The following is a 16,439-nucleotide window of genomic DNA, read 5'->3' as shown; positions in this document are numbered from 1 at the left end:
CCAGTCATAATAATTATAATTAAATCAAATAATAAAAAATAAACACAACAGGACAAACACAGAGGGTAAGACAATGAGTGAGGTCACAACTTCAGCCAATAAAAGCCCCGGTCGCGTTTTTTACTGGGTAGAGCGCATCGGGAATAAAATCCCCAATCCATTTTTACTGTTCGTCTATTTAATCGTTGTTTTAATGCTGGCTACCGCGCTGTTCTCCTGGCTCGACATGGCGGTAAAAAACCCGGCCACCGGCGAGTTGATCAAGGTAAATAACCTGATGAGCGTGGCGGGCATGCAGTGGATCTTCCCGAATATCATTCATAACTTCAGCAGTTTTGCCCCGCTGGGTGCAATTTTGGCGCTGGTGATCGGTGCCGGGCTGGCCGAAAAGGTCGGGCTGCTACAGGCATTGATGTACAAGATGGCCTCACGCGTTAGCGCCCGCTATGCCAGCTATCTGGTGCTGTTTATCGCCTTTTTCAGCCATATCTCTTCTGACGCCGCACTGGTGGTGATGCCGCCGCTCGGCGCGCTGATGTTTCTGGCCGTGGGCCGCCACCCGGTAGCCGGGCTGCTGGCCGCGATTGCCGGGGTTGCCTCCGGCTTTACCGCCAACCTGCTGATCGTCACCACCGACGTACTGCTCTCCGGCATCAGTACCGAGGCCACCAAGGCGGTGGACGCCGCCGTTCACGTCAGCGTGATCGACAACTGGTACTTTATGGCCACCTCGGTCGTAGTGCTGACCTTCGCCGGGGCACTGTTGACCGATAAGTTTATCGAACCGCGCCTGCCCAAATGGCAGGGCAGCGCCGAGGACAAAATTGAGACGCTAACCCCACTACAAAACCGTGGGCTTATGATGAGCGGCATTGCCGCGCTGGTGTTTATAGCGATTATCGCCGCCCTGGTGGTACCCGAAGCGGCCCCGCTGCGCGATCCGAAAACCGGCTCGGTGATCCCATCGCCGTTTATTAAAGGCATTGTGCCGATCATCATCCTGTTCTTCTTCACCGTTGGCATTACCTATGGCGTGGTCACCAAACAGATCAAACGGCCGGACGATATTCCCAACCACCTGATAGAACCGATGAAAAGCATGGCCGGCTTTATCGTGATGGTGTTCCCGCTGTCGCAGTTCGTGGCGTTCTTTAACTGGAGCAACATGGGCAAGTTTATGGCCATCGGCCTGACCGATATGCTGGAGGCCGCCGGTATGAGCGGTGCCCCGGCGTTTCTCGGGCTGATGTTCCTCTCGGCCTTCCTGTGCATGTTTATCGCCAGTGGCTCTGCCATCTGGTCGATTCTGGCGCCGATCTTTGTACCGATGTTTATGCTGCTGGGCTTTCATCCGGCTTTCGCCCAGATGATTTTCCGCATCGCCGACTCCTCGGTGCTGCCGCTGGCACCGATGTCCCCCTTCCTGCCGCTGTTCCTCGGTTTCCTGCAGCGTTACCGCAAAGACGCCCAGCTCGGCACCTATTACGTGCTGATCCTGCCCTATCCGCTGGTGTTCTTTGCCGTGTGGATTTTGCTGCTGCTGGCCTGGTACGCGCTCGGCCTGCCGATTGGCCCGGGGGTTTATCCAAAGATGGGGTAACCCTGCTGACCCCGCCCTGAACCACACCAGGGCGGGCATTCCCTCCTGCGCTTTTGCTCGCTGTCGCTACTCTTTACCCCTTCCTTTCGCTACTCGAAACATTATTTTATTGCTTTGCTAAACCGGTTCTTCTATTTTAGCTCGCCATCAGACACCGATGAAAACGGGGATCGAACATGGTTAATCGCGTATGGGTGCTGGGTGATGCAGTTGTCGACCTGGTACCTGAAAATTCAAACAGTTACCTTAAATGCCCCGGTGGCGCTCCGGCCAATGTGGCGGTCGGCATCGCCCGCCTGGGCGGCAACAGCGCCTTTATCGGCCGGGTAGGCCAAGATAGTTTCGGCGCTTTCCTGCAGCAGGTACTGAGCGAAGAGCAGGTCGACATCGGCCATATGTCACAGGATCCAGACCACCACACCTCTACCGTGGTGGTGGATCTTGATCTGATGGGTGAACGCTCCTTCACCTTCATGGTCAGCCCAAGCGCCGATCTGTTCCTGCAACCCGAGGATCTGCCTGATTTCAAAGCGGATGAATGGCTGCACGTCTGCTCTATCGCTCTGTCACAGGAACCCAGCCGCAGCACCACCTTCACCGCAATGGAGAACATCAAGGCGGCCGGTGGCTGGGTCAGCTTTGACCCAAATATTCGTGAAGACGTTTGGCGCCAGCCGGAAGCGCTGCGCCCCTGCTTGCAAAAGGCGTTATTGCTGGCGGATGTGGTGAAGATCTCGCTGGAAGAACTGAGTTTTATCAGCAATATCGGCGAGTTGGAGAGCGGTATCGATTGGATGATGCAGCGCTATCCGCTGCGTTTGTTGCTGGTGACGCTGGGCGGCGACGGTGTCTGCGTGCATGACGGCAAACAGATCCGCCATTTCCGCGCCCCTTCAATCACCCCGGTCGATACCACCGGTGCAGGTGACGCCTTTGTCGCCGGTCTGCTGGCCGCACTGGCACACCTGGGCGCTTTACCGCAGGAAGCCCAATGGCCGGCAGTGATCGCCCAGGCCCAGGCCTGCGGGGCGCTGGCCACCACCGCCAAAGGCGCGATGACCGCCCTGCCGCATGCCGACGAGTTGCAGGACTTCCTGCGACGCTAACCCGATAGCTATGATTCAGGCCCAATGCCACAGGGCATTGGGTACCTCCCCACTTTTCATCTCCGGAACATAATTTGCGGACTTGATCACAATAGCTGAATCGGGTTAGCAAACTTGATTGCCAGCCGTCGCTCAACTCACTATCTTTCATCCTGAAAAACCGGTTTAGCAATTTAGCAAAAAATAATAACAACCACCCCGGATGATAGAAAATCATGAAAAAACTTGGCTATCTGGCAGTCACTACAGGGCTTCTCATCTCTACCTCTGCGGCCGCGACTGGTACCAATACCAGTATCGAAGCCCGTCTGAATGCGCTGGAACAACGGCTGCAACAGGCCGAGCAGCGAGCTGTCCAGGCGGAAACGCGTGCCACGGCGGCGGAACGCAAGGCACAACAGTTGGAATTACGTACCGCCAACACCGAGCAGCAAACCCAACAGGTTGTTCAGCGCACCGCGACGCTGGAAACCCACGCCGCACCGGCCGGCAAGCTGCAACTCACCGGATTAACCGACCTGAAACTGTACGGCGACGTCGAGTTCAACCTGGACGGCGCCAGCCGCAGCGGCCAGCTCACCTCGCTGAAAAGCAGCGACAACAAAGACTGGAAGCCGGGCAACAAAGAACGTTGGGATATCAACGGCCGCATTCTGGTCGGTGTAGACGGCTACCGACGCAACCCGGACGGCAACTTCTCCGGTTTCAGCGTGCAGCCGCTGGCCGACATGACCGGTAAAATGAACCTCGACGATGCCGCCTTCTTCTTCGGTAACGAAAAGAACTGGCAGACCAAGATTGGCCGTTTTGAAGCCTACGACATGTTCCCGCTCAATCAGGACACCTTCATCCAGTATTCCGGCAATACCGCCAACGATCTGTATGCCGACGGTTTTGGCTATATCTACATGATGAAAGAAGGTCGTGGGCGTAGCAGCAGCGGCGGCAACCTGATGCTGAGCAAGTATGCCGGTAACTTCTACTTCGAACTCAATACGCTGGTGGAGGACGGTACCTCCCTGTTCCAGGACGACGCCTACCACGGCAATAGCCTGGATAATAAGAAAAATGTCGCCTACCTGCGGCCGGTGATCGCCTGGAAAAAAGACCAGCTCAGTGCGGCAGTGGCGATGGAAAGCAATGTGGTCAACAATGCCTACGGCTATCACGACAGCCAGGGGCAATTCGTCGACCAGTCCAAACGTAACGGCTACGGCATGACTCTCAGTTGGAACAATACCGCCGCCAACCCGGACAACGGCGTGGTTGCCAACCTGAGCACCGCCTACCTGGACGCCTCCGGCGAGCAGGACCTGACCGCCGGTATCAACGTACTGTGGCGTCGCTTTGAAGTGGGTTACATCTATGCCCACAACAACATCAAAGAGTTCAATACCGCCGGTATGAGCGCCGACATCAGCAACCCGCTCAGCGAGCCGGGCAAATATGATATTCATACCATTCATACCTCGTACCAAATACCAAACATCATGAATATGAAGAACTTTAACCTGTATCTCGGGGCCTACGTCTCGATGCTGGAGGCCAATGCAGATAACAAAATTGCCAACTCCAGCAACGATCAGCGCTACGGCGTACGTGCCCGGTTCAAGTACTTCTTCTGACGCTGATGAACTGATTTCCGCCGCGAAACACCGCGGCGGCATTTTTATTGATTAAGGGAGTGAACATGGACATTACCGCAACCGCTAACGCGCTATTGCCGTTGCTCGGCGGCAAAGAAAACATAGCCAGTGCCGCCCACTGCGCCACACGCTTGCGCCTGGTGTTGCTCGATGACAGCAAGGTGGACAAAGTGGCGATCGGCAAGCTGGAAGGGGTGAAAGGCTGCTTTAGCAACGCCGGGCAAATCCAGGTGATTTTCGGTACCGGGCTGGTCAACAAGGTGCACGCGGAGTTTATCAAGGCGGCCGGCGTCAGCGAGTCCAGCAAGTCTGAGGCCGCCGATATCGCGGCGAAAAAACTCAACCCGCTGCAGCGCATTGCCCGCCTGCTGTCGAATATCTTTGTGCCAATCATCCCGGCTATCGTCGCCTCCGGCCTGCTGATGGGTCTGCTCGGCATGGTGAAAACCTACGGCTGGGCCGATGCCAACAGCGCCGTTTTCGTGATGCTGGATATGTTCAGCTCGGCGGCATTTATTATTTTACCAATCCTGATCGGCTTCACCGCCGCGCGTGAATTTGGTGGTAACCCCTATCTGGGCGCTACGCTCGGCGGCATTCTGACCCATCCGGCTCTGACCAACGCCTGGGGCGTCGCCAGCGGTTTTCACACCATGGATTTCTTCGGGTTGCAGATTGCCATGATCGGCTATCAGGGCACGGTGTTCCCGGTGCTTTTGACGGTGTGGTTTATGAGCATGCTGGAAAAACAGCTGCGCAGAGTGATCCCCAATTCGCTGGATCTGATCCTGACGCCGTTCCTGACGGTGGTGATCTCCGGCTTCGTCGCCATGCTGTTTATCGGCCCGGCCGGTCGCGCGCTGGGTGATGGCATCTCCCTGGTGCTCAGCACGCTGATCGCCCACGCCGGTTGGTTTGCCGGCTTGCTGTTCGGTGGCCTGTATTCCGCCATCGTCATCACCGGTATCCACCACAGTTTCCATGCCGTCGAAGCCGGACTGCTCGGCAACCCGAATATCGGCGTTAACTTCCTGTTGCCGATCTGGTCGATGGCCAATATCGCTCAGGGCGGCGCCTGTCTGGCGGTCTATTTCAAAACCCGCGACGCCAAGATCAAAGCCATCGCGGTGCCTTCGGCCTTTTCCGCCATGCTCGGCATTACCGAAGCGGCACTGTTCGGCATTAACCTGCGCTTTGTGAAACCCTTCCTGGCGGCGCTGGCCGGCGGAGCGCTCGGCGGTGCCTGGGTGGTGGCCAATCACGTCGGCATGAACGCGGTCGGGCTGACGGCAATCCCGGGGATGGCCATTGTGCAGGCCAGTTCGCTGGTCAGCTATATCATTGGTTTGGTGATCGCCTTCGGCAGCGCCTTTATTATCTCGTTGCTGCTGAAATACAAAACGGACAGCGAATAATGGAAGAATTGAATTTGATGAAACAGGCCGTTCAGGCGTTGATGCGCGACATGCCAAAGGTACTGCGTGCGCCGCACCGCCCGGCGTGGCATCTGGCGCCCAGCGTCGGGTTACTCAACGATCCCAACGGATTCATTCAGCATAACGGCGTCTTCCACCTGTTTTATCAGTGGAACCCGCTGGGTTGCGATCACCGCAACAAGTGTTGGGGCCATTGGCAGTCGACGGATCTGGTCAACTGGCAGCATCAGCCGGTGGCACTGGTGCCGGGAGCCTGCTACGACAGCCACGGCTGTTATTCCGGATCGGCAGTGGTGGCGGACGGCAAAATCATGCTGGCGTATACCGGCAACGTCAAATACCCCGACGGCTCCCGCACCGCCTACCAGTGCCTGGCGCAAGAAAATACCCAGGGTGGCTATGACAAACTTGGCCCGGTATTACCGCTGCCGCCGGGCTATAGCGGCCACGTGCGCGATCCGAAGGTTTGGCGTCATCAGGACGACTGGTACATGGTGCTCGGCGCTCGCGACCTGCAAGACCGTGGCAAAGTGCTGCTGTTGCGCTCCGCCGATCTGCGCGGTTGGCAGTTGCTGGGAGAGATTACCGGTTCACAGCTGAATGGCATCGGCGATTTCGGCTATATGTGGGAATGCCCGGACCTGTTCACACTGGACGGGGTCGAGATACTGATCTGTTGCCCACAGGGGCTGGCGGCGCAGGCCGAGCTGTATCTCAACGTTTATCAGGCGGGCTATTTCACTGGCAAACTGGATTATCGGCAGGCCAGTTTCGAACATGGCGCCTTCCACGAGCTGGATCTCGGGTTCGAATTCTATGCGCCGCAGACCACCCAGGCCGAAGACGGCCGCCGGTTGCTGGTCGGCTGGATGGGCGTGCCGGAGCAGGACGAGGATTATCACCCGACGCTGCAGTACGGCTGGATCCACATCCTGACCTGCCCGCGCGAACTGTCGCTGCATCAGGGCAAGCTTTACCAACGGCCAGCGCGCGAACTGCAACAATTGCGCGGTGAAAGCCGGCAATGGCAGGGGATCGCCGACGAAGCGCCATGTTGGCCCGTCGGCAGCGCGGAACTGCTGCTAACGCCAGAAGGGGCATTCAGCGCCGATTTTGGCGGGGCAATGATGCTGCTCTGGGACGGTGCCTTGCTACGACTGACGCGTAATAATCTGCGTAACGGGCAGCCGGAACATCGCTACTGGCGCGGCAACCTGAGCCAGCTGCAGATCCTGTTTGACCGCTCCAGCGTGGAGATTTTTATCAACCACGGCGAGGCAGTGATGAGCTCACGCTACTTCCCCGGCCCACAACCACAACTGCACCTGAGCGGTAAAACCCAACTGGCGCTCGAGCACTGGTCGCTGACGCCATGCATGCTAGAATGACGCATCCTTCGATGAATTCAGATGCCGTCAGTGAAAAAAAATAAACGCATTACCATCAGTGATATTGCCGCACTGGCCGGCGTGTCGAAATCGACCGCCAGCCTGGTGCTTAACGGTCGCAGCAAGGAATATCGGGTGTCCGACGACACCCGCGATCGTATCCTGGCACTGGCCGGTGAGCACCACTACCAGCCCAGCTTCCACGCCCGTTCACTGCGTTCTTCCCGCAGCCATACCCTGGGGCTGGTGGTGCCGGAAATGACCAACTACGGTTTTGCGGTGATTTCACGCGAGCTGGAAACCCTGTGCCGCGAGGCCGGTTTGCAGTTGCTGATCGCCTGTACCGATGAAAACCCGGCTCAGGAAATGATGGCGGTGAACAGTCTGGTACAACGTCAGGTCGACGGTCTGATCGTCGCCTCCAGCCAGCTTAACGATGCGGAATACCAAAAGATTAACGCCGGCCTGCCGGTAGTGCAGATGGACCGTCTGATCGTCGGCTCCGACCTGCCGCTGGTGATCACCGACTCGCTGACCTCGACCGCCACGCTGGTGGAAAACGTCGCGCGTCAGCATCCGGACGAATTCTACTTCCTTGGCGGCCAACCCCGCATTTCACCCACGCGCGATCGGCTGGCCGGTTTCCAACTCGGTCTGGAACGTGCCGGGGTGGTGTGTAAACCGGAGTGGATCATCAACGGTAATTATCACCCCAGCTCCGGCTACGAGATGTTCGCCCAACTCTGCGCGCAACTGGGCCGACCGCCCAAGGCGCTGTTTACCGCCGCCTGCGGCCTGCTGGAAGGGGTGCTGCGTTACCTGAATCAGCACCAGTTGATGGAAAGCGATCTGCATCTGTGCAGCTTTGACGACCACTACCTGTTCGACGGACTGACGCTGAAAATCGACACCGTGGCGCAAGACTGCCGCGCCCTGGCCCAACACAGTTTCGACATGGTTAGTGCGCTGATTGACGAGCGGCCATTAGAGCAAAACGCGCTGTACCTGCCGGGCAGCATCCACTGGCGCCACGCCGGTTCGAAGGCATTGCTCGGCCAGCCTTAGGCTTTTCTTCGTAAAAAACTCGGCCAATAAAAAAGGCGCCTGAGCGCCTTTTTTATCGTTGGTGATGTCAGCCCGCTTTGGCGGTGCCTTCCATCCCCACCAGCCCCACTTTCAGGTAGCCGGCTTTACGCAGCGTATCCATCACGCTCATCAGCGTCTCGTAGTCCACGGTCTTGTCCGCCTGGAAGAAGATAGTGGTCTCTTTGTTAGCCTGAGTTTGCTGATCCAGCACCGACGTCAGTTGATCTGCACTGACCGCCTGTTCGCCAACGTACAGCTGCTTATCCGCTTTCACCGACAGGAACACCGGTTTTTCCGGGCGCGGCTGCGGTTTGGCTGAGGAAGCCGGGAGATCGACACGGATATCTACCGTTGCCAGCGGCGCGGCCACCATAAAGATGATCAACAGCACCAGCATGACGTCGATAAACGGCGTCACGTTGATTTCATGCAGTTCGCCGCTGTCGTCCAGATCTTCATTTAAGCGCATCGCCATAACTCACCCCACCCGCAGTTGCTGTGAATGCTGTGAACGTTTGGCTTGTGCCGTGGCGGCCAGATCCAAATCGCGACCCAGCAGCAGCAGCACCTGAGCAGCCACGTCGCCAACCTGAGCGCGATGACCGCTGATTACACGGGCAAAGATGTTATAAATCACCACCGCCGGGATAGCGGCCACCAGCCCCAATGCGGTTGCCAACAGCGCTTCTGCGATGCCGGGTGCAACCACAGCCAGGTTGGTGGTTTGCGAATGGGCGATGCCGATAAAGCTGTTCATGATGCCCCAGACGGTGCCGAACAGGCCGACAAACGGCGAAATGGCACCGATGGTTGCCAAGAAACCGTTACCACGGCCCATGTTACGGCTGTAGCCCGCAACGCGACGCTCCAGACGGAAACCGGTACGTTCCTTGATGCCGTTGTTGTCGTTAGACTCTGCCGACAGCTCCAGTTCGTTTTGCGCATCATTCAGTAATACGGAACTGATGCTCTCGTCCGAGAAGTTCTGTGCCAGCTCGGAGGCTTCATCCAGCGAGCGCACATTGGCCAGCGCCAGCTGTTCGCGGCGCAGACGGCGCTTGGCGCGGAACAGTTCGCTGCCCTTGGAGAACAGGATGGTCCAGGTGACGATAGACGCCAGCACCAGGCCGATCATCACGATTTTCACCACGATGTCCGCATGCTGGTACATGCCCCAGACGGACAGGTCCATACCGCGAGTTTCCGGCGGCAGGATGGTCGGTTGCGGATTCAGCGGAGTGATACTTTCAGGCGCGGCTGCGGCAGGCGCAGAGGCCGGAGCAACGCTCTGGGTAACGGCCGGATTAGTCGCCGGAGCAGCCTGAGCGCTACCGGCCAGACCCACTACCAATACCATTGAAGCTAACAGACCGCGGCCAAATGCCTGGCCCCATTGCGCCCGGCCCTGACCGAACGATCCTTGATTTAAATTCTTGCCAGCCGTTTTCACGCTGTGCCTCCACCCGTTACCGATCAAAATTGAGGAATAATTCAGCGTGCGATCATATCAAACCAATCAGGGATTGATAGTAGTTCTCATTATTATTTACCAAATAATCGGCAAAACGACGTGCCAAGAACGGGTAAATCGGCAACGCTTTTACATTTGGCGGTTAAAACGTCTGGATGGCTATCATATGTCATGCTAACGTAAGGGCTATCGCAAACATCCCGTGAAGACCCAGCCAAAGGTGAGCCTGCTCCTATGACGTCAAAAAACATCGAAACCACCCTGATCGGCGCAGGACGCAGCAAGCGCTATACCCAGGGCTCCGTCAATCCCGTCACCCAACGCGCTTCTTCACTGGTATTTGATTCGGTGGCGGCCAAAAAGCACGCCACTGCCAGGCGGGCCCATGGCGAACTGTTTTATGGCCGGCGCGGCACCCTGACCCACTTCGCGTTACAGGATGCGATGGTTGAGCTGGAAGGCGGCGCAGGTTGTGTCCTTTACCCTTGCGGCGCGGCTGCGGTCTCCAACGCTATCCTTTCGTTTGTCAGCGCCGGCGATCACCTGCTGATGACCGGCTCGGTGTATGAACCCACGCAGGATTTTTGCAGCCATATTCTGAGCCGCATGAACGTGGCAACCACCTATTTCGACCCGCTGATCGGTGCCGATATCGCCGGGCTTATTCAGCCCAATACCCGCGTGGTGTTCCTTGAATCGCCCGGATCGATCACCATGGAAGTTCAGGATATCCCGGCCATGGTGCAGGCCATTCGCGCGGTGGCACCGGAAGTGGTGATCATGATCGACAATACCTGGGCGGCCGGTGTGCTGTTCAAGGCGCTGGACTTCGACATTGATATTTCGATTCAGGCTGGGACCAAATACATTATCGGCCACTCCGATTACATGCTCGGCACCGCCGTGGCAAACCAGCGCTGTTGGGATCAACTGCGCGAATACTCTTATCTGATGGGCCAGATGGTGGACGCCGATACCGCCTATATGGCCAGCCGTGGCCTGCGCACGCTGGGCGTACGCCTGAAGCAACATCAGCAAGGCAGCATCGAAGTCGCCAACTGGCTGGCCGAACGGCCGGAGGTGGCGGTGGTCAATCACCCGGAGCTGCCCAGCTGCAAGGGCCACGAATTTTACCGCCGCGATTTCAGCGGCTGCAACGGCCTGTTCTCTTTCGTGCTGAAACAACGTCTGAGCGACGCACAGTTGGCCGCGTATCTGGACAACTTCAGCCATTTCAGCATGGCCTATTCCTGGGGCGGTTATGAATCGTTGATCCTGGCCAACCAACCGGAAGAGCTGGAAGCCATCCGTCCGGCCGGCGGCGTCGACTTCTCCGGCACCCTGGTGCGCCTGCATATCGGACTGGAGAACGTGCAGGATCTGATTGACGACCTCGCCGCCGGATTCGAGCGTATCGCCAACGCGCACTGACGCGCCACCTGTTGCAATGGCAACTTTATTCGCCTTGTTTAATGTGTGCTTAAGCTATTAGCGTTACACTAGCCGGGTAACTGTCAGATACGGTCAACACCGCATCCTGGGGAAGCCAACCCCAGGCGCAACCGGCATGCAACAGGATATATAATGGATGTATTACGAGAGATTGTTCATGCGCTTTGGCAGCAGGACTTTATTGCCCTTGCTGATCCCAGCGTAATTTGGGTGGTTTATGCGGTACTTTTCACCACTCTATTTTTGGAAAACGGACTACTGCCAGCCTCCTTCTTGCCCGGCGACAGCCTGCTGCTGTTATCCGGTGCCCTGATCGCCAAAGGCGTGATGGCCTTTGTGCCAACGCTGATCATTTTAACCGTTGCCGCCAGCCTCGGCTGTTGGCTGAGCTACGTGCAAGGGCGCTGGCTGGGTCACACCAGTCTGGTCAAAGGCTGGCTGCTGCAACTGCCTGCCCAATATCATCAACGTGCGCATAATCTGTTTAACCGTCATGGGCTAATGGCATTAGTGATCGGCCGTTTTCTGGGTTTTGTTCGTACCCTGCTGCCGACCATGGCCGGTATCTCAGGCCTGAACAGCACGCGTTTCCAGATATTTAACTGGCTGAGCGCCGTGATTTGGGTTGGCGCGGTGGTCGGTCTTGGCTACGCTTTCAGCCAGATCCCACTGGTGAAACGCTACGAAAGCCAGGTAATGACCGGGCTGATGATCCTGCCGCTGCTACTGCTGCTGGTGGGTCTGCTAGGCGCCATGCTGGTTATCTGGCGTAAAAAGCGCGCCGCCTCTTCCTGATCGGCTTGCGGGCGGCAGTAGCCGCCCCTACAAAGCTTTTTCAACCTGTGCCAGACTGGGGGGCAACTTGCTCACCAGCGTATCCACCGCCAGTCGTACCTTCAACGGCAGATGTGGCGTTTGCGGCCATACTGCGTGCGCCTCAAATGACATGCCGGGCCGATCGCGCATCAGCCTGACCAATTCCCCTTTCAACAACGCTTCTCGCACCAGCCAGCATGGTAACCAGGCGATACCAAACCCGGCCACCGTGGCGTCCGCCATCGCCTGCAGGTCATCCATCTGCAGCCGCTTGTTCGGCATCACTTCCTGCACTTTGCCGTCGCTATCCGGGATCAGCCAATTACGCACCACACCGGCGCGCATGTAGGTCACCGCATCATGTTGAGTCAGCTGTTCAAGGTTTTTCGGCTCGCCATGCTGCCGCAGGTATTCCGGCGCCGCACACAACGTCATACGGTGATCGCCAATGCTCCGCGCCACCAGTCCGCTGCTGCTGGGCAACGCCCCGTTACGGACCGCCAGATCAAAACCATCCTCAATCAGATCCACCACGCGGTCGTTGAACGACAGTTCCAGCTCCAGCCCCGGGTGCTCACGCGCCAGGCTGGTCAACAGCGGCGCAATGCACATGCGGCCAAACAGCACCGGCATCGACACCCGTAGCCTGCCGCTGACTTGCTGTTTGCCCGACTCCAGCAGCGTTTCTGCGGTGCGGATCTCCTCCAGCGCCCGTAAGCAACGTTCATAGAACAGAGCGCCGTCGTCGGTCAGACTCAAACTGCGGGTAGTTCGGTGGAACAGGCGCACAGCCAATCGCTGCTCCAGACGGGCGATGGTTTTCCCCACCGCCGATCGTGAAAGGTGCAGCCGACTGGCCGCCAGCGCGAAGCTGCCCGCCTCCACGGCGGTGACAAACACCGAAATACCGTTCAATCGGTCGGTCATGATTTGTAGCCTTTAGAGAAACAATCAATGGAAATCTTATCGCCACTGGCGAACCTCAATCAACGATAATATCCAAAGGTCTGTTTATCACTGACTTTGGAGTCAATCATGGCCGAAACAATGCAACGCTGGACAATGGATGCCCTCGGGCGTCAGCACCTGAAACTGAGCGAAAGCGCCATTCCGCAACCGGGGCCACATGAGATTAGGGTGAAAGTGAATGCGGTAGCGCTTAATTACCGCGACAAGTTGGTGATCGAAACTGGTATGGGGCTGGAACTGCCACAATCGTTTACTCCCGCCTCCGACATGGCTGGTGAAGTCGACGCAGTTGGTGCCGATGTCAGCCGTTTCCAACCGGGTGAACGAGTAATTTCCACCTTTAGCCCCGGTTGGATAGATGGCAAACAGAAGCCGTATGGCAATGCGCGCACCCCGCCTTACCGTACGCTGGGCGGTTTTTATCAGGGCATGTTGGCGGAATATGTGGTGCTGCATGAGGACTGGCTGGTAGCGGCCCCCACCTCGCTGGACGACGCGCAAGCCAGCACCCTACCCTGCGCCGGGCTGACCGCCTGGTTCGCTTTGGTGGAACAGGGCCACCTGTTCTCTGGCCAATCTGTGCTGGTACAGGGCACCGGCGGCGTGGCGCTGTTCGCGCTGCAGATCGCCAAACTGCAGGGTGCCGAGGTGTACGTCACTTCCAGCAGCAACGAAAAACTGGCGCGTGCCAAGGCGTTGGGGGCCGATCACGGCATTAATCGCCTGGATGGCGATTGGGTGGAGGCGGTGTATCGGTTAACACAGGATCACGGCATAGACCACGTGGTCGACACCGTTGGCGGCCCTAACCTCGGTAATTCGGTTCGTGCCGTCGCCGTGCAGGGACGCATCTCGGTGATCGGTGCGCTGGAGGGCTTTGAGGTCTCAGCCCCTGCCGGACCGCTGCTGCTAAAATCACCGGTGATCCAGGGAATTGGCGTCGGCCACCGCCGCGCACTGGAAGATCTGGTGCGGGCGGTGGATGCCAATGGCTTGCAACCGGTGATTGATCAACGCTATCGCTTTGACCAACTGCAGCAGGCACTCGACCATCTCGATCGCGGGGCGTTTGGCAAAATTGTACTGACGCGCTGAATTGCCGCCCCGGCTGCATGCTTAACCCTCCATCATTAAAGGAGGGTTATCACGCAGTCGGGCCACTTCGTCGCTTGGCGTCACGCCAAAGAAGCGTTTGAATTCACGACTGAACTGCGAAGCACTCTCATAGCCGACGCGCAGCGCAGCGGTGCTGGCCTTCAGACCGTCGTGGACCATCAGCAGGCGCGCCTTGTGCAGCCGATAGGACTTCACATACTGCAACGGCGAGGTATTGGTCACCGCCTTAAAGTTATGGTGAAACGCCGAAATACTCATATTCACCTCCCCCGCCAACTGCTCAACGTTGAGGCTGTCGGCATATTGGTTCTCGATGCGTCGCAGCGCCTTGGCGATTTGGCTAAAGTGGGTATGGCGATTGACCAGTTCCTGCAACGACGTCCCGCAGCTGCCACGCAGCACGTGGTACAGAATTTCGCGCACAATCTGCGGCCCCAATACCCGTGCATCGAGCGGTTTGCCCATCACGTCCAGCAGGCGTTCGGTGGCGCACAACAACTCTTCCGACAGCTCGGCCAGATTAACCCCGCTGCTTTCTCTGCGCGGTTTCATCAGGTAGTCGTCATCGCCGATGTCGATCAACAAATCCTGCAGCATTTGGCTATCGATATTCACTGACAGCCCCACCAGCGGCAGTTCCGGGCTGGCAAAGGTTTCACATTCGAACGGCAGCGGTACCGTCATCAACAGATAGTTACGCGGATCGTACTGAAACACCCGATTGCCGCAGTAACCCACTTTGTGGCCCTGGAAAATGATCACCACCCCAGGTTCGTACATCACCGGCTGACGCGGACAATGGCGATCCACATAGAGGATTTTCACCAGTGGCACCGGCGAAGGGGTATAACCGTTACTCTCGGCAAAGCCGGCCGCCTGGCGCGCCATCCGGCCGCGCAGTTCATCGATTTCACTCACGAAAAAACCCTCTTACACTAAGAACAATTCGGCATAAATAATAGTTTAAAACTCTGTTTTTCTACAACGCTTTGTAGGAATAGGCAAGACTCGGGCAGGAATGAGCATTGTGCTGCGGGGCCAGGTTACTGACAATACACCCCAGATATTTTGCGCCATCCGGCGCTTGCCTCATGCAGAAGAGAAATCAGCCATGCAAAACTTTATTCTCCATACCCCAACCAAAATCCTGTTCGGTCAAGACCAAATTGCCGGCCTGGCGCAGCAGATCCCTGCCGATGCACGCATTCTGATCACCTACGGTGGCGGCAGCGTGAAGAAGAACGGCGTGCTGGATCAGGTTTATTCCGCACTGGCGGGTCGTAACGTGCAGGAGTTCTCCGGTATTGAACCTAACCCAACCTACGAAACGCTGATGAAAGCGGTCGAGGTCGTGCGTGCAGAGAACATCGATTTCCTGCTGGCCGTCGGTGGCGGTTCGGTGGTCGATGGCACCAAGTTCATCGCCGCAGCGGCCCATTATCAGGCGGATAGCGATCCATGGCATATCCTGAAAACCGTCGGCAGCGAAATCAAAGGCGCAGTGCCGATGGGTTGCGTGCTGACACTGCCGGCTACCGGTTCTGAATCCAACAGCGGCGCGGTGATCACCCGTAAAAGCAGCGGCGACAAACAGCATTTCTTCTCGCCATACGTTCAGCCACTGTTTGCGGTACTGGATCCGGTAGTGACCTATTCGCTGCCACCGCGCCAGATCGCCAACGGCGTGGTCGATGCCTTTATCCACACCATTGAGCAGTACCTGACCTACCCGGTCGATGCGAAAGTGCAGGATCGCTTTGCCGAAGGCCTGCTGCTGACGCTGCTGGAAGATGGCCCGCGTGCGCTGGCCGAGCCGGAAAACTATGCCGTACGCGCCAACGTGATGTGGAGCGCCACCATGGCATTGAACGGTCTGATCGGTGCCGGTGTGCCGCAAGACTGGGCAACCCATATGCTGGGCCACGAGTTAACCGCCATGCACGGTCTGGATCATGCCCAGACGCTGGCCATCGTCCTGCCGGCGCTGCTGAACGAGAAAAAAGCGCAGAAACGCGAAAAACTGCTGCAGTACGCCGACCGCGTCTGGGGTCTGCGTGAGGGCAGCGAAGACAACCGTATTGACGGGGCCATTGCCGCCACCCGTGCCTTCTTCGAACAGATGGGCGTGCCAACCCGCATGGCCGATTACCAGCTCGACGGCAGCTCGATCCCGGCACTGCTTGATAAGCTGCATCAGCACGGCATGACCGCGCTGGGTGAGCATCAGGACATCACCCTGGAAGTCAGCCAACGTATTTATGAGGCGGCACGTTAATCGCAAACCCGCGGTTACCTGTCAGGCTTTAATTTCAGTCTCTTGCGCCCGAGCTGTCCTCGGGCGCAGTGCCAAGCA

At 57.6% G+C, this 16,439-nt stretch carries 14 protein-coding genes; 10 read left to right on the top strand and 4 right to left on the bottom strand.

The window, feature by feature from the left end; translation table 11 throughout:
- Positions 1-73 precede the first annotated feature (73 nt).
- The 6 genes from abgT (at position 74) to M2406_RS14605 (ending at position 8,241) form a co-directional block, all read left to right on the top strand.
- Positions 74-1,600 carry a p-aminobenzoyl-glutamate transporter gene (abgT, locus tag M2406_RS14630; RefSeq protein WP_017893995.1) on the top strand — a complete coding sequence of 509 codons (1,527 nt, stop codon included), beginning with the start codon at positions 74-76 and terminating at the stop codon, positions 1,598-1,600.
- 176 nt (positions 1,601-1,776) lie between these two features.
- Positions 1,777-2,706: an aminoimidazole riboside kinase gene (locus tag M2406_RS14625; RefSeq protein ID WP_259190422.1), complete on the top strand. Its 930-nt coding sequence runs from the start codon at positions 1,777-1,779 to the stop codon at positions 2,704-2,706.
- A gap of 215 nt (positions 2,707-2,921) precedes the next feature.
- Positions 2,922-4,331, top strand: coding sequence for a carbohydrate porin (locus M2406_RS14620; protein WP_012146903.1), 1,410 nt, complete (start codon positions 2,922-2,924; stop codon positions 4,329-4,331).
- Between the two features lie 65 nt (positions 4,332-4,396).
- The gene (locus M2406_RS14615; protein WP_012146904.1) at positions 4,397-5,767 is read left to right on the top strand and encodes a sucrose-specific PTS transporter subunit IIBC; all 1,371 of its coding nucleotides are present in this window, start codon (positions 4,397-4,399) and stop codon (positions 5,765-5,767) included.
- A complete protein-coding gene (locus M2406_RS14610) occupies positions 5,767-7,176 on the top strand; it encodes a sucrose-6-phosphate hydrolase (protein ID WP_259190420.1) in 1,410 nt (469 codons plus the stop codon). Before M2406_RS14615 ends, M2406_RS14610 begins: the two co-directional genes overlap by 1 nt.
- 21 nt (positions 7,177-7,197) lie before the next feature.
- On the top strand, positions 7,198-8,241 hold the full coding sequence (locus M2406_RS14605) for a substrate-binding domain-containing protein (protein ID WP_012146906.1): 1,044 nt from the start codon (positions 7,198-7,200) through the stop codon (positions 8,239-8,241).
- A gap of 67 nt (positions 8,242-8,308) precedes the next feature.
- On the opposite strand, the gene exbD is transcribed toward M2406_RS14605, so the two are convergent.
- Together exbD and exbB are read right to left on the bottom strand one after the other, a co-directional pair.
- Complete coding sequence (gene exbD, locus M2406_RS14600; protein ID WP_012146909.1) at positions 8,309-8,737, bottom strand: TonB system transport protein ExbD; 429 nt, start codon at positions 8,735-8,737, stop codon at positions 8,309-8,311.
- 3 nt (positions 8,738-8,740) lie between these two features.
- Entirely contained in the window at positions 8,741-9,712 is a 972-nt protein-coding gene (gene exbB / locus M2406_RS14595; protein ID WP_012146910.1) for a tol-pal system-associated acyl-CoA thioesterase, read from the bottom strand.
- A 255-nt stretch (positions 9,713-9,967) separates the two neighbouring features.
- Here exbB and metC point away from each other — a divergent pair, with 255 nt between their 5' ends.
- Complete coding sequence (metC, locus tag M2406_RS14590; RefSeq protein ID WP_259190419.1) at positions 9,968-11,164, top strand: cystathionine beta-lyase; 1,197 nt, start codon at positions 9,968-9,970, stop codon at positions 11,162-11,164.
- 153 nt (positions 11,165-11,317) lie between these two features.
- Positions 11,318-11,980, top strand: coding sequence for a DedA family protein (locus tag M2406_RS14585; RefSeq protein WP_012146912.1), 663 nt, complete (start codon positions 11,318-11,320; stop codon positions 11,978-11,980).
- A 27-nt stretch (positions 11,981-12,007) separates the two neighbouring features.
- On the opposite strand, the gene M2406_RS14580 is transcribed toward M2406_RS14585, so the two are convergent.
- Entirely contained in the window at positions 12,008-12,928 is a 921-nt protein-coding gene (locus M2406_RS14580; RefSeq protein WP_259190418.1) for a LysR family transcriptional regulator, read from the bottom strand.
- Positions 12,929-13,036: 108 nt separating this feature from the next.
- Between M2406_RS14580 and M2406_RS14575 the strand changes: the two genes are divergently transcribed.
- Positions 13,037-14,065, top strand: a complete 1,029-nt coding sequence (locus M2406_RS14575; protein WP_259190417.1) for an NAD(P)-dependent alcohol dehydrogenase — start codon at positions 13,037-13,039, stop codon at positions 14,063-14,065.
- A 21-nt stretch (positions 14,066-14,086) separates the two neighbouring features.
- Here M2406_RS14575 and M2406_RS14570 read toward each other — a convergent pair whose 3' ends face one another.
- Positions 14,087-14,974: an AraC family transcriptional regulator N-terminal domain-containing protein gene (locus M2406_RS14570; protein WP_405050628.1), complete on the bottom strand. Its 888-nt coding sequence runs from the start codon at positions 14,972-14,974 to the stop codon at positions 14,087-14,089.
- Between the two features lie 223 nt (positions 14,975-15,197).
- On the opposite strand from M2406_RS14570, the gene yqhD reads away from it, so the two are divergent.
- A complete protein-coding gene (gene yqhD, locus M2406_RS14565) occupies positions 15,198-16,361 on the top strand; it encodes an alcohol dehydrogenase (RefSeq protein ID WP_218216666.1) in 1,164 nt (387 codons plus the stop codon).
- Positions 16,362-16,439 lie beyond the last annotated feature (78 nt).

The sequence above is a fragment of the Serratia sp. BIGb0163 genome (genome assembly GCF_024809935.1).
GTDB classification, from domain to species: domain Bacteria; phylum Pseudomonadota; class Gammaproteobacteria; order Enterobacterales; family Enterobacteriaceae; genus Serratia; species Serratia quinivorans.
The sequence above is the reverse complement of the archived record's forward strand: the minus strand, read 5'-3'. Positions and strand labels throughout refer to the sequence as shown.